This is a genomic window from Pseudomonas sp. HLS-6, from assembly GCF_002753995.1.
In the GTDB taxonomy this organism is placed as follows: Bacteria; Pseudomonadota; Gammaproteobacteria; order Pseudomonadales; family Pseudomonadaceae; genus Aquipseudomonas; species Aquipseudomonas defluvii.
Genome location: NZ_CP024478.1, coordinates 5,181,893 through 5,202,534, shown reverse-complemented (window position 1 = coordinate 5,202,534; position 20,642 = coordinate 5,181,893). Strand labels below are relative to the sequence as shown.

The 20,642-nt window shown below is 59.3% G+C and carries 19 protein-coding genes; 14 read left to right on the top strand and 5 right to left on the bottom strand.

All coding sequences use genetic code 11. The annotated features are described in order from the left end of the window. Window positions 1-846 precede the first annotated feature (846 nt). Window positions 847-1,734, bottom strand: coding sequence for a LysR family transcriptional regulator (locus CS390_RS24540; protein WP_099776435.1), 888 nt, complete (start codon window positions 1,732-1,734; stop codon window positions 847-849). 130 nt (window positions 1,735-1,864) lie between these two features. Between CS390_RS24540 and CS390_RS24535 the strand changes: the two genes are divergently transcribed. The 12 genes from CS390_RS24535 (at window position 1,865) to CS390_RS24480 (ending at window position 14,279) form a co-directional block, all read left to right on the top strand. After that, complete coding sequence (locus CS390_RS24535) at window positions 1,865-2,821, top strand: AraC family transcriptional regulator (protein ID WP_099776433.1); 957 nt, start codon at window positions 1,865-1,867, stop codon at window positions 2,819-2,821. 163 nt (window positions 2,822-2,984) lie between these two features. Then, window positions 2,985-4,316, top strand: a complete 1,332-nt coding sequence (locus CS390_RS24530) for an MFS transporter (RefSeq protein ID WP_099776431.1) — start codon at window positions 2,985-2,987, stop codon at window positions 4,314-4,316. A gap of 80 nt (window positions 4,317-4,396) precedes the next feature. Continuing rightward, window positions 4,397-5,650, top strand: a complete 1,254-nt coding sequence (locus tag CS390_RS24525) for an OprD family porin (protein WP_099776429.1) — start codon at window positions 4,397-4,399, stop codon at window positions 5,648-5,650. Window positions 5,651-5,754: 104 nt separating this feature from the next. Beyond that, entirely contained in the window at window positions 5,755-6,711 is a 957-nt protein-coding gene (locus CS390_RS24520; protein WP_065759586.1) for an AraC family transcriptional regulator, read from the top strand. 105 nt (window positions 6,712-6,816) lie between these two features. Then, window positions 6,817-8,175, top strand: coding sequence for a benzoate 1,2-dioxygenase large subunit (gene benA / locus CS390_RS24515; RefSeq protein WP_065759587.1), 1,359 nt, complete (start codon window positions 6,817-6,819; stop codon window positions 8,173-8,175). After that, window positions 8,172-8,660 (top strand): benzoate 1,2-dioxygenase small subunit, encoded by a 489-nt coding sequence (gene benB, locus CS390_RS24510; protein ID WP_065759588.1) that lies wholly within the window; start codon window positions 8,172-8,174, stop codon window positions 8,658-8,660. Before benA ends, benB begins: the two co-directional genes overlap by 4 nt. Window positions 8,661-8,699: 39 nt before the next feature. Continuing rightward, window positions 8,700-9,710, top strand: coding sequence for a benzoate 1,2-dioxygenase electron transfer component BenC (gene benC / locus CS390_RS24505; RefSeq protein ID WP_065759589.1), 1,011 nt, complete (start codon window positions 8,700-8,702; stop codon window positions 9,708-9,710). A 62-nt stretch (window positions 9,711-9,772) separates the two neighbouring features. Further along, on the top strand, window positions 9,773-10,534 hold the full coding sequence (locus CS390_RS24500) for a 1,6-dihydroxycyclohexa-2,4-diene-1-carboxylate dehydrogenase (RefSeq protein ID WP_099776427.1): 762 nt from the start codon (window positions 9,773-9,775) through the stop codon (window positions 10,532-10,534). A gap of 19 nt (window positions 10,535-10,553) precedes the next feature. Next, window positions 10,554-11,675, top strand: coding sequence for a muconate cycloisomerase family protein (locus CS390_RS24495; RefSeq protein WP_065759591.1), 1,122 nt, complete (start codon window positions 10,554-10,556; stop codon window positions 11,673-11,675). Window positions 11,676-11,689: 14 nt separating this feature from the next. Beyond that, window positions 11,690-11,980: a muconolactone Delta-isomerase gene (gene catC / locus CS390_RS24490; RefSeq protein ID WP_065759592.1), complete on the top strand. Its 291-nt coding sequence runs from the start codon at window positions 11,690-11,692 to the stop codon at window positions 11,978-11,980. Window positions 11,981-12,019: 39 nt separating this feature from the next. Further along, on the top strand, window positions 12,020-12,952 hold the full coding sequence (gene catA / locus CS390_RS24485; RefSeq protein ID WP_065759593.1) for a catechol 1,2-dioxygenase: 933 nt from the start codon (window positions 12,020-12,022) through the stop codon (window positions 12,950-12,952). Window positions 12,953-13,073: 121 nt separating this feature from the next. Continuing rightward, window positions 13,074-14,279: a benzoate/H(+) symporter BenE family transporter gene (locus CS390_RS24480; RefSeq protein WP_099776425.1), complete on the top strand. Its 1,206-nt coding sequence runs from the start codon at window positions 13,074-13,076 to the stop codon at window positions 14,277-14,279. Window positions 14,280-14,281: 2 nt separating this feature from the next. Here CS390_RS24480 and lpdA read toward each other — a convergent pair whose 3' ends face one another. Next, on the bottom strand, window positions 14,282-15,682 hold the full coding sequence (gene lpdA / locus CS390_RS24475; RefSeq protein ID WP_099776423.1) for a dihydrolipoyl dehydrogenase: 1,401 nt from the start codon (window positions 15,680-15,682) through the stop codon (window positions 14,282-14,284). Between the two features lie 154 nt (window positions 15,683-15,836). Between lpdA and cfaB the strand changes: the two genes are divergently transcribed. Further along, window positions 15,837-17,021 carry a C17 cyclopropane fatty acid synthase CfaB gene (gene cfaB, locus CS390_RS24470; protein WP_099776421.1) on the top strand — a complete coding sequence of 395 codons (1,185 nt, stop codon included), beginning with the start codon at window positions 15,837-15,839 and terminating at the stop codon, window positions 17,019-17,021. Between the two features lie 13 nt (window positions 17,022-17,034). Here cfaB and cls read toward each other — a convergent pair whose 3' ends face one another. Then, on the bottom strand, window positions 17,035-18,474 hold the full coding sequence (gene cls / locus CS390_RS24465) for a cardiolipin synthase (RefSeq protein ID WP_099776419.1): 1,440 nt from the start codon (window positions 18,472-18,474) through the stop codon (window positions 17,035-17,037). 127 nt (window positions 18,475-18,601) lie between these two features. Between cls and CS390_RS24460 the strand changes: the two genes are divergently transcribed. After that, window positions 18,602-19,129, top strand: a complete 528-nt coding sequence (locus tag CS390_RS24460) for a DUF3617 domain-containing protein (RefSeq protein ID WP_099776417.1) — start codon at window positions 18,602-18,604, stop codon at window positions 19,127-19,129. Here CS390_RS24460 and CS390_RS24455 read toward each other — a convergent pair. Both CS390_RS24455 and folE2 read right to left on the bottom strand, forming a co-directional pair. Next, window positions 19,126-19,686 carry a carbonate dehydratase gene (locus tag CS390_RS24455; RefSeq protein ID WP_065758081.1) on the bottom strand — a complete coding sequence of 187 codons (561 nt, stop codon included), beginning with the start codon at window positions 19,684-19,686 and terminating at the stop codon, window positions 19,126-19,128. The genes CS390_RS24460 and CS390_RS24455 overlap by 4 nt on opposite strands. 24 nt (window positions 19,687-19,710) lie before the next feature. Then, window positions 19,711-20,598: a GTP cyclohydrolase FolE2 gene (gene folE2, locus CS390_RS24450; protein ID WP_065758082.1), complete on the bottom strand. Its 888-nt coding sequence runs from the start codon at window positions 20,596-20,598 to the stop codon at window positions 19,711-19,713. Window positions 20,599-20,642: the final 44 nt, after the last annotated feature.

Here is a 20,642-nt window from a genome sequence, read left to right as displayed (position 1 = left end):
GGCCCACATTGTCGAGCCGTTCTGCCGGGGCGTTCATCGCCTCCAGTTCGAGGCGGAATGCTGGAATTGCCTGTTTGAGTTCGTTCAGCTTCTCCTGCATCCGCTGAAAGTGCCGATGGGCGGTGGCGGCTGCCTCGTTTTCGCCGGTCAAGCTTGCGTCGGTGTAGAACTGCTGAATTTGCGCCGTGTGGTAACGAAGTTCTTCTACCTCTTGCTGGGCACTACTGAGGTTTTCCAACTGTCGGCTGAGATCATCCAGGCGGTTGACCTGATGAGAAATCCAGAATGACAGCCCCAGCGCCACAAGGATCAGTGCTGTTGCGCTGCTGATCATCAGGCGGGTAATAGTGAACTTCACGAAACGCTCCTTACAATGTAGTTAAATCGTGCAATCTAGAACATGAGCCGCGGTGCACAGTGCGTCAGCCGAAGTACTGTTCATTCGGCCAATAGTGCCTTGCTGATAAATCAGTTTATTAACGATCGTTTCCAGCGATGGGATAACACAGGGCACGAACGAGAGGATGCGGGATAGTTATTTGCCTATCTTACTATTGCGCGAGCGCCCGTGCGCTTACATTTTCAACGGGTTTTCATGTACTTAAGTACTGGTTTTGTTGAAGGCAACAGGCAAGCGACGCGATATTAATCAACACCATCACCTGACGGTGATGCTGTATTGATTCAGGTCAATTAGAACAGTATTAGTTGAGAGTGATACGCAACTAAAGGCCTATTCAGAAGTGCAGTACAGATTTTGTAAGTTGTTGATTTTTATAGTTTAAATTTCAACTAACAGTTTTCCCTTAGCCCTTGGCATCTGCAAGGTTGCCCTGCACTGGCGCCTCAGGCGTTGTTATCCACAGCCTGCATCTGTTCAATCAGAGCCAGGCAGTGCTTGAGCAGGGGTGAGTTATCCCCAGCCCGGCGGCTGAGAATGATGGGTGAAACCGCCGAGGTCTCGGTCAGTGGTGCGTAGACGATGTCTGCGCGGTGCTGGGTTTGTACCGACGCGGGTACCAGGGTTATCCCCAGCCCGGCCGCCACCAGCCCGAGGGCAGTCTGCAGTTCATTGGTCCATTGCACTACCCTGACGCTGAGGCCATGGTTGGCGAACAGCGCCATGATGTGGTCGGCGTAACTTGGCCGTGGCGTGGCGGGGTAGAGCACAAAGGGTTCGCGGGCCAACAGCGCCAGGTCCAGCGGCTGCCCCAGTAAGGGATGCCCGCAAGGCAAGGCGGCAACCAACGGGTCTTCGCGCAACACATGCTGTTCAATGGCCGGGTCATTGATGCGGATACGACCGAAGCCGATATCGATGCGCCCGGCCTTCAGGGCCTCGACCTGTTGCAGGGTAATCATCTCCTGCAGGCCCAGCTCCAGATCCTCGGAACGACGCAGTCGGCGGATCAACTCCGGTAGCAGGTCGTACAAGGTCGAAGGTGCGAAACCGATCCGCAACCACTGGCGCTCACTGTTGGCAATGCGTCGGGTGGCTTCGGCGACTTGTTCAAGCTGGTCGAGCAGGGCGGCGCTCTGTTCATGGAAGAAGCGCCCGGCTTCGGTCAGGCGCAGCGGACGGCTTCGCTCCAGCAGCTCTACGCCAAGGGTTTCCTCCAGTTGGCGGATCTGTCGACTCAGCGGCGGCTGGGCAATGTGCAACTGTTCGGCGGCGCGGGTGAAATTCAGGGTCTGCGCCAGCACGCGGAAATAACGCAAATGGCGCAGTTCCATGATACCTCCAAGGTATGGTTACCCACTTAACGGATATTGGACTGCCCACATTGACTAACGCAAGCTGGTCGCCTGTGGATAACCAGACCCTGTGGATATCGACATCATAATAATAAAACGAGGCCAGCCTATGAGCAGCCACCTGCTGAGCGAGCGCAGCCGTGTATTCGAGCGCGCCGACCCTTATGTGGTCTCCGACTACGTCAATCAGCATGTCGGCGGCCATTGCTTGCGCCTGCCCAGAACTGGCGACCTGCAGGCCAGTATCAACCATCGCAAGTTCGCCAGCCTCGACTTGTGTCGCCTGAGCTATGGCGGCAAGGCGCGGGTTACTTCACCTGCGCTGGGCAGCCTGTATCACTTGCAGATCCTCCTCAAGGGCCATTGTCTTTCGGCTTGCCGTGGCAACGAGCACCCTTACGTTCCAGGCGAGTTGCTGTTGATCAACCCCGATGACCCGGTAGACCTGACCTATTCGGCCGACTGCGAGAAATTCATCCTCAAGCTGCCGGCCAGCCTGCTTGAACAGACCTGCCTGGAACAGCGCTGGCAGGTGCCTGAGGGCGGCATTCGCTTCACATCGGCCCGTCACAAGACCCAACCGCTGGATGGTTTCATCGGTTTGCTCGGGTTGGTCTGCGCTGAGGCCGAGTCCGACCATTCGCTGTTGCAGGTTCAGGAACACTACGGCCGTATTGTCGCCAGCAAGCTGCTGACCCTGCTGGACAACAACATTCAACGGGGAGAGCCGCAGGTTCAGGCTCATTCCTTTGAGCAGTTGGTGGAGTACATCGACGCCAACCTGAATCAAGACATCAGTATCGTGCAGTTGATGAACGTGGCGCGGGTCAGTGAGCGAACGCTGTATTCACTGTTTGAGCGCCATGCAGGCCTGTCGCCGAAGGGGTATGTGCGCCAGCGCAAACTGGAGCGTATCCATGCGGTCTTGCAGGATCCGGCCAGCAGCGTACGCAACGTGACGGAAATCGCCCTGGACTACGGTTTTCTGCACTTGGGGCGCTTTGCCGAGAGTTATCGCCAGCGCTTTGGCGAACTGCCCTCGGTGACCTTCAAACGCCACCGCTGACACCTGGTCAGCCCCTGCGCTATCTGGATAGCGATTCGCAGGAAATGGCTATTGCCATGCTCGACGTCTCCCTAACCTGAGTGTGCGAACACCGCCAGGCCCCAGCGCCGAGTGGGTATTGCGCCTTCGGGTTTCGATAACAACAACAAAAGAGACGCGCACCATGCGAGCAGTCGATATCAATGCCCTGATCGATCAGGCGAAGTTCAATTCCTTTCACTGGCGCGTGCTGTTCTGGTGTGCGCTGATCATCATCTTCGACGGTTACGACCTGGTCATTTATGGCGTGGTGCTGCCGGCATTGATGCAGGAGTGGGGCATGACCCCGCTGCAGGCGGGTGCCCTGGGTAGCTATGCGCTGTTTGGCATGATGTTCGGTGCACTGGTGTTTGGCCCGTTGTCGGACCGCATCGGTCGCAAGAAGGCAATCACCCTCTGCGTGATCCTGTTCAGTGGCTTTACGGTACTCAACGGTTTCGCCCGTAACCCTACGGAGTTCGGTCTCTGCCGGTTTATCGCCGGTTTAGGAATCGGCGGCGTCATGCCCAACGTGGTGGCGCTGATGAACGAATACGCACCGAAGAAAATTCGCAGCACCCTGGTCGCGATCATGTTCAGTGGTTACTCGGTGGGCGGCATGCTGTCTGCCGGGCTGGGCATTGTGCTGTTGCCGGCCTTTGGTTGGCAGTCGGTGTTCTATGTGGCGGTCATTCCGCTGCTGACGCTGCCGTTGATCTTGCGCTTTTTGCCGGAGTCCCTCGGTTTTCTGGTACGTCAGGGCCGGGTAGAGCAGGCTCAGCAACTGTTGCAGCGGGTTGAGCCGAGCTATCAGCCGCAAGCGGGCGATCGGCTTGAAGCCGCCGCAGGCAAGGCGCCGGGTGCGGCGGTACCGCAACTGTTCCACGAAGGTCGGGCGCTGAACACGCTGATGCTCTGGGTGGCGTTCTTCTGCTGCCTGCTGATGGTCTATGCCCTCAATTCCTGGCTGCCGAAATTGATGAACAACGCAGGTTATGGCTTGGGTTCCAGCCTGGCGTTTCTGCTGGTACTGAACTTCGGCGCGATCTTTGGCGCCGTGGGTGGTGGCTGGATTGGCGACCGCTTCAAGCTGGACAAGGTGTTGGTGGTGTTCTTTGCGGTGGCGGCCCTGTCCATCAGCCTGTTGGGCTTCAAAAGCCCGACACCGGTGCTTTACCTGCTGATCGCGATTGCCGGTGCGACCACCATCGGCACGCAGATTCTTGCCTATGCCTGTGTTGCACAGTACTACCCGATGGGCATCCGCTCGACGGGCCTGGGTTGGGCCTCGGGCGTTGGTCGCAGTGGGGCCATCGTCGGGCCGCTGTTGGGGGGCGCATTGCTGGGTGTCCAGTTGCCTTTGCCGCTCAACTTCCTGGCGTTCGCGGTACCGGGTGCCGTCGCCGCCTTGGCGATGATGGTGTTCGCCAGCCGCTCGCCGTTTGCCAGCCAGGCGTCGTTGCCTGCCAAGGCCTGAGCACCAAGCGGCCGGCTATGCCGGCCATCAAAGCTCCGCGTAGCACCGGTTAAAACAACAATAAAAAGAGCACGTTACCCATGAACAACCTCCGTCATTCCTGGTTGCTGTCCACCCTTGCCTTGTGTGTTGGTGCCAACGCCGCTGAGCCCGGCTTTGTCAGCGGTTCGAGCGCTACGTTGCAGGCCCGCAACTACTACTTCAGCCGCGATTTCTCCGACATCGTCGGCGCCAACAAGCAGTCCAAGGCCGAGGAGTGGGGGCAGGGCTTTATCTTCAACTTCAAGTCCGGCTATACCCCTGGCCTGATCGGTGTGGGTGTCGATGCCATCGGCGTGGTGGGGTTCAAACTCGACAGTAGCCCTGATCGTACGGGTACCGGGCTATTGCCGGTGCAGGGCGATGGTCGCGCCGCTGATGAGTACAGCCGGGTCGGCGGCACCCTCAAGCTGCGTTACTCGAAGACTGAGTTGAAGGTCGGCGAATTGCAAACCAACCTGCCTATTCTCCAGTACAACGACTCAAGGCTGCTGCCGCCGACCTATCAGGGGGCAAGTATCACATCTTCAGAACTTGAGGGCCTGACGCTACAAGCCGGGCACTTGAGCTCCACCAGCCTGCGCAACGAGGCCGGTGACGAGAAAATGATTGCAGTGCTCGGCCATGTTCCCCAGCGTAAAGCCGATAGCGATGCGTTCAATTTTGCCGGGGGCGACTACAGTTTCAACGGCAATCGCAGCACCGTCAGCCTTTGGTACGGACAGTTGGAGGATATCTACCAACAAGGGTTTGTCGGTTTCAAACACAACCAGCCGTTGGGCGATTGGACGCTCGGCGCCAACCTCGGCTACTTCTCTGCCCGTGAGCAAGGAGCCAGCAAGCTGGGGGATATCGACAACCAGGCGTTTTACTCGTTGCTCTCAGCCAAACGTTCCGGGCATACCTTCACGGTGGGCTACCAGGCAATCTATGGTGATGATGCCTTCCCCCGTGTGTTCCCGAACATTTCGCCATTGGGCAACGAAGTGCCGACCTATGAGTTCGCCTACACCGACGAACGTTCGTGGCAGGTGCGTTACGACTATGACTTCGTTGCCATGGGCATTCCTGGGCTGACAGCAACCGCACGCTACCTCAAAGGCGATAACGTCAACACCGGTTTGGGGTATGAGGGCCGGGAGCATGAGCGCGATTTCGATCTTGGCTACGCGGTACAGGGCGGAGTCTTGAAAGGCTTGGGAATCCGCGTGCGCAATGCCATGGCGCGCTCGAACTACCGTTCTGACATCGATGAGAATCGCTTGATCCTGAGTTACACCTGGATCTTGTTGTAAGGGCTGGCAGGGTGGGTTCCCACAGGGGACCACCCATCTCACGTTTATCCACAACCCCTGAGGATCACATAGACTGAGCAGACAAAAACAACGAGTACCCTGGTATGGATAGTCCCCTGCTTAGTCATCGCAGCCGGGTTTTTGAGCGTGCCGACCCCTATGCCGTGTCGACCTACGTTAACCAGCACGTCGGTCAGCATCATATTCGACTACCGCGCAATGGCCTCCCGGAGGCCAGCCTCGATCACCGAAAGTTTGCCAGCCTGGACCTGTGTCGGATCAGCTATGGTGGCGAGGTGAGGGTGCTCTCTCATGCCCTGGAAAGTGTTTTTCATCTGCAGATTCTCTTGCGGGGGCACTGTATGTGGCGCCGGGGTCGGGCCGAGCGCCTGCTCGGTCCGGGTGAGCTGTTGTTGATCAATCCGGATGAACCGGTGGACCTGGCGTATTCCGCCGACTGCGAGAAGTTCATCCTCAAGCTGCCGGCTCGCCTGCTCGATGCGGTCTGTGATGAGCAGCGCTGGCAGCGCCCCAGTGAAGGCGTCCGGTTTATCCACAGCCATTACCAACTGCTGGCGCTGGAAGGTTTTGCCGGGCTGTTGACGATGGTCTGTCATGAGGCCGAGGCCTTTGATTCGCTGCAGCGTGTTCAGGAACACTACAGCCAGATCGTTGCCAGCAAGCTGCTGACGCTGATGCAGACCAACGTCAGCCGCGAGAGCCTGGGCAGCCAGGCCGTCACCTTTGAGCGTATTGCCGAGTACATTGAGCGCAATCTCAAGCAAGACATCGGCATTGAGCAACTGGCGCAGCAGGCGAGCATGAGCCTGCGTTCGCTCTATGGGTTGTTCGAACGCAATGCCGGTACCACCCCGAAGCACTACATTCGGCAGAAGAAGCTTGAACGCATTCGTCGCAACCTCAGCGACCCGGATTGCAGCGTGCGCAACATCACCGAACTGGCCCTGGAATACGGCTTTGTTCACCTGGGCCGATTCTCGGAAAGTTACAAAGCGCTGTTTGGCGAGCTGCCCTCCGATACCCTCAAGCGTCGCCCCTGACGTGTTTGCAGAAAACGGATAAAGGTCTGCACAAAGCGGATATTTACCTGAGCCTGCGCTCCCTACCCTGACATGGCCTGAACAATAACAACGGAGGCCCCGGCCATGTCCCTGGGATTCGAATACCTTAATTCCCTGCTTGAAGAAGATCAGGAGAAGGGCATCTACCGCTGCAAGCGCGAGATGTTCACCGACCCCCGTCTGTTCGAACTGGAAATGAAACACATCTTCGAGGGCAACTGGATCTACCTGGCCCACGAAAGCCAGATTCCCGAGAAGAACGACTTCCTGAGTACCACCATGGGGCGCCAGCCGATCTTCATCGCGCGCAACAAGGATGGGGTACTCAACGCCTTCCTGAATGCCTGCAGCCACCGCGGTGCGATGCTCTGCCGGCACAAGAGTGGCAACCGCTCTTCCTATACCTGCCCGTTCCACGGTTGGACCTTCAACAACTCCGGCAAACTGCTCAAGGTCAAGGATCCGGTCGATGCCGGTTACCCGCAGAGCTTCAATTGCGAAGGCTCCCATGACCTGACCAAGGTTGCGCGTTTCGAGTCTTACCGCGGCTTTCTGTTTGGTAGCCTGAACCCGGATGTACTGCCTCTGGTCGAGCACCTCGGCGAGTCGGCCAAGATCATCGACATGATCGTCGACCAGTCACCGGACGGCCTTGAAGTGCTGCGTGGTTCTTCCACCTACATCTACGAAGGCAACTGGAAGCTGACCGCCGAGAACGGCGCCGACGGCTATCACGTCAGTGCCGTGCACTGGAACTACGCCGCCACCCAGAACCAGCGCAAGCAGCGCGAAGCGGGTGAAGAGGTCAAGACCATGAGTGCCGGTGGCTGGGCCAAGAATGGCGGTGGTTTCTACTCCTTTGACAAGGGCCACCTGCTGCTCTGGACGCGCTGGGCCAACCCGGAAGACCGTCCGTTGTTCGAGCGTCGTGATGAACTGGCTCGCGATTTCGGTCAGGCCCGTGCCGACTGGATGATCGAAAACTCGCGCAACCTGTGCCTGTACCCCAACGTTTACCTGATGGATCAGTTCAGCTCGCAGATCCGTATTGCCCGGCCGATTGCCGTGGACAAGACCGAGATCACCATCTACTGCATCGCGCCCAAGGGTGAAAGCGCCGAGGCCCGTGCCTTGCGTATTCGTCAGTACGAAGACTTCTTCAACGTCAGCGGCATGGCGACACCGGATGACCTGGAAGAATTCCGCTCCTGTCAGATGGGTTACCAGGGCAACCGTGGCTGGAATGACATGTCCCGCGGGGCTACGCATTGGGTTGAAGGCGCCGACGCCGCGGCCCAGGAAATCGACCTGCATCCACACCTCAGCGGTGTGCGTACCGAGGATGAGGGCCTGTTTGTACTGCAGCACAAGTACTGGCAGGAAACCATGCTCAAGGCCCTTGAAGCCGAGCAGCAGTTGATCCCTGTGGAGGCCGTGCAATGAGCATTTCCTACGAAGCCGTACGCGACTTCCTTTATCAGGAAGCCCGCTATCTGGACGACAGCCAGTGGGATCAATGGCTGGAATGTTATGCCAGCGATGCCACGTTCTGGATGCCGGCATGGGACGACAACGACCAGCTTACCGAGGACCCGCAGCGGGAAATCTCGCTGATCTGGTACGGCAACCGTGGCGGTCTGGAAGACCGGGTGTTCCGGATCAAGACCGAACGCTCCAGTGCGACCATGCCCGACACCCGCACCTCGCACAACATCAGCAACCTCGAACTGCTTGAGCAGAGCGATGGGCTGTGCCACCTGCGCTTCAACTGGCACACCCTGAGCTTCCGCTACAAGACCGTGGACAGTTACTTCGGCACCAGCTTCTACACCCTTGATGTGCGTGGCGATCGCCCGCTGATCAAGGCCAAGAAAGTGGTGTTGAAGAACGACTACGTACGCCAGGTCATCGACATCTACCACATCTGACCCGGTTTTCGAGCAACAACCTGATCCACGAGGTGCGCCATGCACAAGATCGCCTTGAATTTCGAAGACGGGGTCACCCGCTTCATCGACGCCGCTGGCGGCGAAACCGTGGCCGATGCGGCCTACCGCCAGGGTATCAACATCCCGCTGGACTGCCGTGATGGCGCTTGCGGAACCTGCAAGTGCTTTGCCGAGGCCGGTCGTTACGACCTGGGCCAGGAATACATCGAAGACGCCCTGAGCGAGGAAGAAGTGGCCCAGGGCTACGTGCTGACTTGTCAGATGCGCGCCGAAAGCGACTGTGTGATCCGCGTACCGGCCTCGTCACAGGTGTGCAAGACCGAACAGGCAAGCTACCAGGCCAGCATCAGTGACGTGCGCCAGCTCTCCGATAGCACCATTGCGCTGTCGATCAAGGGTGAGGCGTTGAGCCGCCTGGCATTTCTGCCGGGCCAGTACGTCAACCTTGGCGTACCGGGCAGCGAGCAGACCCGCGCCTATTCCTTCAGCTCATTGCAGAAGGATGGCGAAGTCAGCTTTCTGATCCGCAACGTGCCGGGTGGGCTGATGAGCAGCTTCCTCACTGGCCTGGCCAAGGCCGGTGACAGCATGACCCTGGCCGGCCCGTTGGGCAGTTTCTACCTGCGCGAGATCCGTCGTCCGCTGCTGTTGCTGGCTGGCGGTACCGGGTTGGCACCGTTCACCGCGATGCTCGAGAAAATCGCTGAAGAGGGCAGTGCGCATCCGCTGCACCTGATCTACGGGGTCACGAACGACTTCGACCTGGTTGAACTGGATCGTCTGCAAGCCTTTGCCGCGCGCATTCCCAATTTCACCTTCAGCGCCTGTGTGGCCAACCCCGACAGCCAGCACCCTCTCAAGGGCTATGTCACCCAGCACATCGAGCCGCGCCACCTCAATGACGGTGATGTCGATGTCTACCTGTGCGGCCCGCCGCCCATGGTCGAGGCAGTCAGCCAGTACATCCGCGAGCAGGGCATCACCCCGGCGAACTTCTACTACGAGAAATTCGCTGCGTCCGCGGCCTGATCCTTTTTTGGAGCCGTTCGCATCGTGCGGGTACGGGCGGCTCTTTTTTATTCGAGGTTGTCATGGGCAACAGATTCGACAACAAGGTCGCGCTGGTTACGGGTGCGGCGCAGGGTATCGGTCGGCGTCTTTCCGAGCGCCTTCTGGAAGAGGGTGCCGTACTGGTCGCGGTTGACCGTTCGGAGCTGGTGCATGAGCTGCAGGCCGAAGGTGTATTGACCCTCACCGCTGACCTGGAGCAGCACAGCGAGTGCCAGCGTGTGATGGAGGCAGCGGTGGAGCGCTTCGGTCGGCTCGACGTGCTGATCAACAACGTCGGCGGGACCATCTGGGCCAAGCCTTTCGAGCATTACCAGGCCGACCAGATCGAGGCCGAAGTGCGTCGTTCGCTGTTCCCGACCCTTTGGTGCTGCCACGCCGCGCTGCCGTACATGCTTGAGCAGGGCCAGGGGGCCATCGTCAACGTCTCCTCGATTGCCACGCGCAGCATCAACCGCGTGCCTTACGGCGCGGCCAAGGGCGGGGTCAATGCATTGACCGCGTGCCTGGCCTTCGAGACTGCCGAGCGTGGTGTGCGGGTCAATGCCACGGCGCCGGGCGGCACGCAAGCACCGCCCCGTCGCGTGCCGCGCAACAGTGCCGAGCAAAGCGCGCAGGAACAGGACTGGTACCAGCAGATCGTCGACCAGACCTTGGATAGCACCTTGATGAAACGCTACGGCAGCCTCGACGAACAGGTCGGCGCGATTCTTTTTCTCGCCTCCGACGAGGCCTCTTACATCACCGGCACGGTGCTGCCGGTCGGTGGCGGCGACCTCGGTTGAGCCCCCCTGGAGAATCCTGATGAGTTACCCCCTGATCGAGAGCATCTCGACAACCATCGTCGACCTGCCGACCATCCGCCCGCACAAGCTGGCCATGCACACCATGCAGCAGCAGACCCTGGTGATCATTCGTCTGCGCTGCACTGACGGCATCGAAGGTCTGGGCGAGGCCACCACCATCGGTGGTCTGGCGTATGGCAATGAAAGCCCGGAAAGCATCAAGCAGAACATCGACAGCTACTTTGCGCCGATGCTGATTGGCCTCGATGCCAGCAACATCAACAGTGCCATGCAGCGCTTGGACAAGGTGATCAAGGGCAATACCTTCGCCAAGTCGGGCATTGAAAGTGCCTTGCTCGATGCCCAAGGCAAACGCCTGGGGCTGCCGGTCAGCGAGCTGTTGGGCGGGCGAGTGCGTGACAGCCTGGAAGTCGCCTGGACCTTGGCCAGCGGCGACACTGCCCGCGATATCGCAGAAGCCGAGCAGATGCTCGATCAGCGTCGCCACCGTATTTTCAAGTTGAAGATCGGCGCCAATGAAGTGGCCCATGACCTGCGCCACGTCATCGCGATCAAGCACGCCTTGGGCGACCGCGCCAGCGTGCGGGTCGATGTCAATCAGTACTGGGACGAGTCTCAGGCGATTCGCGCCTGTCAGGTGTTGGGTGACAACGGCATCGACCTGATCGAGCAGCCGATCTCGCGCATCAACCGTGCCGGTCAGATACGCCTGAACCAGCGCAGCCCGGCACCGATCATGGCCGACGAGTCCATCGAGAGTGTCGAGGACGCCTTCAGCCTGGCCGCCGACGGTGCCGCCAGCATCTTCGCCTTGAAAATTGCCAAGAACGGTGGCCCGCGTGCGGTGTTGCGCACCGCCCAGATCGCCGAAGCCGCCGGGATCGCCCTGTATGGCGGAACCATGCTCGAAGGTTCTATCGGCACCCTGGCCTCGGCGCATGCCTTCGTCACCTTGAACGCGCTCACCTGGCACACCGAACTGTTCGGCCCGCTGCTGCTGACTGAAGAGATCGTCGTCGAGGCACCGGTGTACCGCGATTTCGCCTTGCACGTCCCGCGCACCCCAGGCCTGGGCCTGACCCTGGATGAAGAGCGCCTGGCGTTCTTCAGCCGCCGCTGAATAGGAGAGCCCACATGTTGTTCCACGTGAAAATGACCGTGAAATTGCCCCTCGACATGGACCCGGCCCAAGCGGCCCGGCTCAAGGCTGACGAAAAGGCGCTGGCCCAACGTCTGCAGCACGAGGGTATCTGGCGCCACCTGTGGCGCATTGCCGGGCATTACGCCAACTACAGCGTCTTTGACCTGCCCAGCGTCGAAGCGCTGCACGACACCCTGATGCAACTGCCGCTGTTCCCCTACATGGACATCGAGATTGACGGCCTGTGCCGGCATCCCTCGTCGATCCATTCCGATGACCGTTGATCGCTGATTACTGATAACAACAATTCGAGGTAGCCAATCATGACCGTGAAGATCGCTCACACTGCCGATGTGCAAAAATTCTTCGAAGAAGCCAGCGGCTTGCTTAATCAGGAAGGCAATCCACGCCTGAAGACCCTGGTCAATCGCATCATCAATGACGTTGCCCGGGTCATCGAAGACCTGCAGGTGACGCCGGATGAGTTCTGGAAAGCAGTGGATTACCTCAATCGCCTGGGCGCACGTCAGGAAGCCGGTTTGCTGGTGGCCGGTCTTGGCCTGGAGCACTACCTGGACCTGCAACTGGATGCCCAGGATGAAGCCGCAGGTTTGTCCGGCGGAACGCCGCGAACCATTGAAGGCCCGCTGTACGTAGCCGGTGCGCCATTGGCCGAAGGTGAAGTGCGGATGGACGATGGTCTTGATGCTGGCACCGTGATGTTCCTGCAAGGGCGGGTACTGGATGAGCACGGCCAACCGGTAGCCGGCGCGGTGGTCGACTTGTGGCACGCCAACACCCAGGGGACGTACTCCTACTTCGACAGCACCCAGTCGGACTACAACCTGCGTCGTCGCATCATCACCGATGCAGAAGGCCGTTACCGTGCGCGCAGCATCGTGCCGTCGGGCTATGGCTGCCCAGCGGACGGTCCAACCCAGGAGCTGCTTGACCAACTGGGCCGCCATGGCAATCGCCCAGCGCATGTGCACTTCTTTATCTCTGCACCGGGTCACCGTCACCTGACCACCCAGATCAACCTGTCCGGTGATCAATACCTGTGGGATGATTTCGCCTACGCCACCCGCGATGGGCTGGTCGGTGAACTGCGCTTCGTCGAAGATGCTGCGGCTGCCGATGCCCGGGGTGTCGAAGGACGCTTTGCCGAGATGGACTTTGACTTCCAGTTGCAGGCCGCGCCGCAGCCAGCCTTTGAACTGCGCAGCAATCGTCCGCGTGCCTTGCAGGATGCCTGAGTAACGCACTCGGTTTGTCGCCGGCCTAGCCGACGCCTGTATCAATGATATGAACCATTGATGCAGGCGTCGGCTTTGCCGGCGTTCTGCGTTAAGACAAGCACAAGCCCATGGTGGTCCGATGAAGCCTCTGTTCCGCGACTTTTCTGTGTCCGCCCTGGTGGCCGGCCTGATCGCCACAATGATCTCTTATGCCGGGCCACTGGTGATCGTCTTTCAGGCCGCCCACAGCGCACAGTTGTCGGCGGCCGAATTGTCTTCCTGGGTCTGGGCCATTTCCATTGGCAGTGGTCTGCTCGGGGTGGTCCTCAGCCTGCGCTACAAAGTTCCTGTCGTAATCGCCTGGTCGGCGCCTGGCTCGGCGTTGCTGGTGGCGCTGCTGCCCAACATTGCCTTTGCCGAGGCGGTAGGCGCCTACATCGTCGCCAACCTGATCATCCTTGGCGTGGGCGTGTCCGGGGCGTTTGATCGGATCGTCAGCAAGCTGCCGTCAGCCATTTCGGCGGCCATGTTGGCCGGCATCCTGTTCAGTTTCGGTACGGGTCTGTTCCTGTCGGTGAAAGCGCAGCCCGTGCTGGTCTTGGCGATGTTTGTCACCTACCTGCTGTTCAAGCGCCTGGCCCCGCGCTATGCCGTACTGGCGGTACTGATTTGCGGGGTGAGCCTGTCTCTGGCCAATGGCGAGTTGAAAAGTTCGGAGCTGGTCATTGGCCTTGCGACACCCGTCTTGACCCTGCCGGAGTTCAGTTGGAACGCGGTGCTGAGTATCAGCTTGCCGCTGGTGATGGTCGCACTGACCGGGCAGTTTGTACCGGGGGTTGTCGTGCTGCGTAATGACGGTTATGCCACAGCCGCCAGCCCGATCATCAGCAGCAGTGCGTTCACCAGCCTGTTGCTGGCGCCATTTGGTTGCCATGGCCTTAACCTGGCGGCGATTACTGCGGCGATCTGCACTGGTCGTGAATCACATGATGATCCACATCGGCGCTACTGGGCGGGTGTTTGCGGTGGTGCACTGTATGTGTTGCTGGGCGTGTTCGGCGCGACATTGGTGTCGTTGTTCAGTGCCTTTCCGGCCGCTTTGATCGCAGCCCTGGCCGGGCTGGCGCTGTTCGGTGCCATTGGTGGTGCGCTTGCCGGTGCGATGAGTGTGCCGGCTGACCGCGAAGCTGCACTGATCACCTTTCTGGTGACGGCATCCGGGATGTCGTTTCTTGGTCTGTCGGCCGCTTTCTGGGGGCTGATCTTTGGCTTGTTCGCTCATCTGTTGCTGAACCTGCGGCGGGTCGCGCCGCAGGTTCGCAGGTCAGGTGTGCAGGCAGACTGAGGTCAGATCTGCATCGCCATGCCTTCGACGTTCATGGCCGCCTGGCGCAGAGCCTCGGAGCGGGTCGGGTGCGGGTGGCAGGTGAGGGCGATGTCCTCGGCCGAGGCGCTGAACTCCATGGCCACGCAGTACTCACCGATCATCTCGCTGACGCTCGGGCCAACCAGATGCACGCCAAGGACTTCGTCAGTGTTGGCATCTGCCAGGACTTTGGCGAACCCTTCGGTTTCATGGTTGATCTTGGCCCGGCTGTTGGCGGTGAACGGGAACTTGCCAACCTTGTAGGCCCGGCCTTCGGCCTTGAGTTGTTCTTCGGTCTTGCCGACGCTGGCCAGTTCCGGGCGGGTGTAGATAACCCCTGGGATCAGGCCGTAATTGACCTCGTGCGCCTTGCCGGCAATTCGCTCGATACAGGCGATCGCTTCGTCCTCGGCCTTGTGCGCGAGCATCGGCCCCGAGGTGACGTCGCCAATGACCCAGATACCCGGAATCGTCGAGCGATGGCCCTCGTTGGCGAGCATGCCGCGCTTGTCGGTTTCCAGGCCGACGGTCTCCAGCCCCAGGCCATGGGTATAAGGGCGCCGTCCGATGGCCACCAGCACATAGTCGGCTTCCAGCGTTTCGGCAGCACCGCCAGCGGCAGGCTCCAGAGTCAGTTGCACGCCGTTCCCGACGACACTGGCCTGGGTCACCTTGGTGCCCAGCTTGAAGGTCATGCCTTGCTTGGCCAGTGAGCGTTGCAGGGTTTTCGCGGCCTCTTCATCAGTGCCTGGGCAGATACGGTCCAGGTACTCGATGACGGTGACCTGGCTGCCAAGGCGGCGCCATACCGAGCCCAGCTCCAGGCCGATGACACCTGCTCCGATCACGACCAGGTGCTTGGGCACTTCGGCCAGGGAGAGGGCGCCGGTGGAGTCGATGATGCGTTGGTGATCAAGGGGCACCCCTGGCAGCGGCGTAGGTTCGGAACCGGTGGCAATGACAATGTCCTTGGCCTGCAGTTCGCTGACGGTCCCTTGCGCGTCGGTTACCTTGACCTTGCCGACGCCGTCGAGACGACCCCAGCCCTTGATCCAGTCGACCTTGTTCTTGCGGAACAGGTACTCGATTCCTTTGGTCAGGCCGGTAACGCTGTCATCTTTTTGCTTCATCATCTGGGCCAGGTTCAAGGTCGGTTTCACCTCGATACCCAGTGTGGCCAGTTCGCCATTGCTGGCGGCGTCGTAGAGTTCAGAGGCATGCAACAGCGCCTTTGACGGCATGCAACCGACATTCAGGCAGGTGCCGCCCAGGGTTGAACGACCTTCCACACAGGCGACGCTAAGGCCCAATTGCCCGGCCCGAATAGCAGCGTTGTAGCCACCCGGCCCCCCGCCAATGATCACGATATCGTAGCTTTTCATTGCTGTACTCCAGGATGAGGTATCGACAATGGGCGCAAGATTAGTCCGTGATTGATGGATTGTATACAATCTGTGGTGTGGACTTATTCAGAAAGTTCTCGCAGATGAACTACCCTTTTCCTCGTGACGTTCTAAGACAACGGGAGGTTTTTTCATGCTTGCGCAACTTCCAGCGGCTCTGCAAAACGTACGGCTGCCACTTCGCCTGAAGTTTTGGAATGGTCTCCACTTCGATCTGGGGCCTGGGCCACACGTCACCATTGTGGTGAAGGACCCACAGCTGATAAGTCAGCTTACCCGTCCTAGCCTTGATGATCTGGGGTCGGCATTTGTCGAAGGCAGGCTGGAGCTGGAAGGTAATATCGGCGAGGTTATCCAGGTTTGCGACGAACTGACTCAAGCGCTGCTTCTGGATGATGACGAGCCACAACCCCAGCGTGCTGCGCATGACAAGACGACTGACGCGGCTGATATTTCCTACCATTACGACCTGTCCAACGATTTCTATCAGCTCTGGCTCGACCAGGAAATGGTCTACTCCTGCGCCTACTTCAAGACGGGTAATGAAACCCTTGAGCAAGCCCAGCAGGACAAACTCGAGCATTTGTGTCGCAAGCTACGGCTGCAGCGCGGTGACTACTTGCTGGATGTCGGTTGTGGTTGGGGTGGCCTGGCGCGGTTTGCCGCCCGCGAGTTCGGTGCCAAGGTCATGGGTATCACCTTGAGCAAGGAGCAACTCAAGCTGGGTCGGGAACGGGTCAAGGCGGAAGGCCTGGAGCAGCAGGTTGATCTAAAAATCCTCGACTACCGGGATCTGCCGCAGGATGGCCGTTTCGACAAGGTGGTGAGTGTTGGCATGTTCGAGCATGTTGGCCATGCCAACCTGGCGTTGTACTGCCAGCGCCTGTTTGGCGCTGTCCGTGAAGGTGGCCTGGTGATGAACCACGGCATCACCGCCAAACATATTGATGGTCGGCCAGTCGGGCGGGGGGCAGGCGAGTTCATTGACCGCTATGTGTTCCCCCATGGTGAGCTGCCGCACCTGTCGATGATCAGTGCTTACATCAGCGATGCCGGGCTAGAGGTGGTCGATGTGGAAAGCCTGCGTTTGCACTATGCCCGGACATTGCACTTCTGGAGTGATCGACTGGAGGCGAAGCTTGATGAAGCCGAACGTCTGGTGCCTGAACGCGCGCTGAGAATCTGGCGATTGTACTTGGCCGGTTGTTCATACGCCTTCGCCAAGGGCTGGATCAACCTGCACCAGATTCTGGCGGTAAAGCCGCTGGCCGATGGCAGTCATACCCTGCCATGGACCCGGGCGGATCTTTATCGCTGACGATGCCTCGCCACTAGAGGATGGGGGAGATCAGCCTGGCGATACGCATGCCCAGCAACTGCAGCCGATGGGTGTCGCGGCTGTCCTCGGCAGTGATTTCCCGAGCCTGTTCGAAGTCGTGCTTGAGCATGGCTTCGACCTGATCGGCAAAGGTCCTGTCGATGGTCAGCAGCATGATCTCGAAGTTCAGGCGGAAGGAGCGGTTGTCCAGGTTCGCGCTGCCGATCGCACTGACTTCATCGTCGATCAGTACAACCTTCTGATGCAGGAACCCGGGCTGGTAGCGAAAGATCCGCACCCCGGCGCGTACCGCCTCTAAGGCAAACAGGCTGGAAGCGGCATAGACGATCCGATGGTCGGGACGTGAGGGCAACAGGATACGCACATCGACGCCACGCAGAACGGCCAGTCGTAGCGCGGCGAAGATCGCCTCATCGGGAATGAAGTACGGGCTGGTTATCCATAGGCGCTCACGCGCTGAATGAATCGCCTCGATGAAGAACAGTGAGCAGGTCTCCTGAGGATCAGCTGGCCCGCTGGCCAGCACTTGGCACAGTACGCCCTCGTCCGGGTACTCATCCGGCAGTATCAATGGCGGCAATTGCCGTGCGGCCCAGAACCAGTCTTCGGCAAAGGATTCCTGCAGGCAGGCCAGCACTGGGCCGCTGACCTGTACGTGGGTATCGCGCCAAGGCGACAGTTTGGGGTTGCCTCCCAGGTACTCATCGCCAACGTTGTGCCCACCGACGAAGCCTTGCAAGCCGTCGACGACGACGATCTTGCGGTGGTTGCGGAAGTTGACCTGGAAGCGATTGAACCAGCCGTGACGGGTGCTGAAGGCACGTATCTCAACGCCGCCTTCACGCAGCGTCTGGCAGTATGCCGAGGACAGGCCGTGGCTGCCGACACTGTCGTAAAGCACATAGATCTTTACGCCTTCGGCGGCTTTTTTCAGTAGCAGTGTTTGCAGCCGCCGGCCCAGTTCATCGTCATGGATGATGAAAAACTGCACCAGCACCGTGTTACGGGCTTGGGCAATGGCATCAAGGATGGCGCTGAAGGTGGCCTGCCCATCGATCAGCAGTTTGATTTGATTGTTCGCCAAGCAAGGCATGCGACCGAGTTTCGGTAATGCGCGCAAGGCGGCGTAGGAGCTGGAGCTTCGCGCAGCTAATGCTTCTTCCACCCACGGGCGCCAGTTCAGGTCAGTGATGGCCAGGTGCATCTCGCGGTTGGCCTGACGTCGTGCTTTGATGTACGCATCGAAGGTTCGGCTGCCAAACACCAGGTAAGGAATCAGTGTCAGGTAGGGTATGAACAACAGCGACAGGGCCCAGGCGATCGCACCCTGCGCAGTACGGACGCTGACCACGGCGTGGAGTGCGGCACCCACACCCAGCAAGTGGATCAGGCCGATCAGGTAACCGAAGAAGTAGGGGCTGTGGTAATCCATACACATCCTGCTGTCCGCTGGCACTGCCTCTACCAGAGCATGTTCCGGGCAGTACTTGCAACCGAAAGCGTAAATCAGCGTCTAAACCATGTTCCGGCCCGACGCCGGCGTTTCGAGGAGTGACTAGATGAAGATTCGTCTGCCAATACTGGCGCTGGTCTTCGGGTTGGCGAGCCCGTTGGTGAATGCACAGATGTTGCAGCCAGGCCTGTGGGAGTTGACCACCAGCAACATGCAGGTTGATGGCAAGCCGCTGCCGGATATGCAGTTCATGCTCGGCCAGTTGAAAAACCTGCCGCCCGAGCAGCGTGCAATGATGGAGCAGGTGTTGGCCAAGCAAGGTGTCACTGTGGCGGGGAATGGCGTGCGCTCCTGCCTGACTCAGGAGCAGGTCAACAGCGATAACATCCCCTTGCAAGACCCCAAGTCAGGTTGTCGCCAGGAAATCACCGAGCGCAACGGCAATGTCTGGAAATTCCGTTTTAGCTGCCCCAAAGCCCAAGGCGCCGGGCAGGCTCAGTTCCTCAGTGACCGTGAGTTCCTGACCAAGGTCAACGGCACCTTCAACGCTTCGGGAACGCAGCAACAGGGCAGCATGGAAACCCGTGCGGTCTGGCTCGGCAGCAACTGCGGCACCGTTAAGCCACGCACCTAGAACTCGTTCTGCAGCGCCTTGTAGCCCCGCACCAGGTCAACGTTGGTGCGGGCTACGTCTTCGGAGAATTCCGAGGCGCTGATGCTCACAGGAGGAAACTGTGAGAGATCCGTGCTGGCACCCATTCGCGTTGTTGAGGGCACATAAAATTGCGCCGGCAGGTTGCAGCCATCGACCACCGAGTTGTGCCGTACCACGCTGCCGTCGCCGACGGTGCAGTTGAACAGTACGCTGTTGAAGCCGATGAACACCCGATTGCCAACGGTGCAGGGGCCATGGACGATGGAGCGGTGAGCAATCGAGGTGAACTCGCCAATGGTCACCGCGGCCCCTGACTTTGAGTGGATCACCACACCATCCTGAATGTTGGAGTTGGCGCCAATAGTGATGGGCTCCATCGCGCCGTTGCTGTCCACTTCATCAGCCCGAATGACCGCATAGGGCCCAACGAACACATTGTCGGCGATGATCACCTTGCCGCAGATGATTGCCGTTTTATCGACATAAGCGGATTCGGCGATCACCGGTAGATCACCGCTGGGGTTCTTGCGAATCATGGCTATCTCTCCCTTACCAATGAATTACCACTGCCACTGGCTGCGGGCGACTGCATCGTGAGCATGCAAGCTCTCGGCATGTTCAACCTGCAGGCTGAACCCGTCGATCCAGGCATGGCGCCTTAAGGCCAGGTGTAAACGGCGCACGGCATCTTCGCAGAACATCAGGTTCTGACCGTTGGCCAGTGCGAAAGCTTGCTCATCGGCGCGTTTCACTGCGGTCTGCACCGCCGTACCCAGTGCCCCTTCGGCATGATCAATCAGTGCGACGATGGGAAACACACTAACGTCTTGCGTTAAGCGTACCTGCAACGTTGCCAGGCTACGTTGGCTATGGGGCGTGGCAACGATGCCCGCGGCACTGCCTAGCCAGGAGAGCAGCGCATCATGGCTGAGCGGTCGGTTAGCGAAATCGGCGAGAAATTGCTGTTGAATCAGTTGCCTTGCGAGTGCTGCGGAACAGGGGCAGGTTGAGGAATAGGTCACGTGCACATTTAGTTCCACGTGGAACACTTCTTGTTCTAGGCGTGCAGTCAGCACCACGGGATAGGCCTTCCAGCCTGACAGCGGGCTGACCAATGCTGGCTGTTTCAGCATGACTTCAAATTGCAGGCGCAGGTAAGCGCTGTCAGAAAGACCGCAGTGGCTTTCCAGAAAGTGTTCAAGCACCTGATGAATCAGTGCTGGGCAAAGTTCTTTTTGTTCCAGTGCTTCCAGTGCCAGGTACAAGCGCGACATGTGTATCCCGCGTGATTCGCCGTTATCCAGGCTGACGCCGGCATCGGCACTGGCGCGCAGCCGTTGAGCGTTGAACGACACCGGCAAGGCAATGCCGCACATGCCCACCCAGTTCAGTGGTAGTGGCTGGTGTAGTGCCTGAGTGGCAATGTCGGGAAGAGGCAGGGCAGTCATGGGTTGTTCGTCGTGGCGGAAAAGTACATTGTTATATTATAACA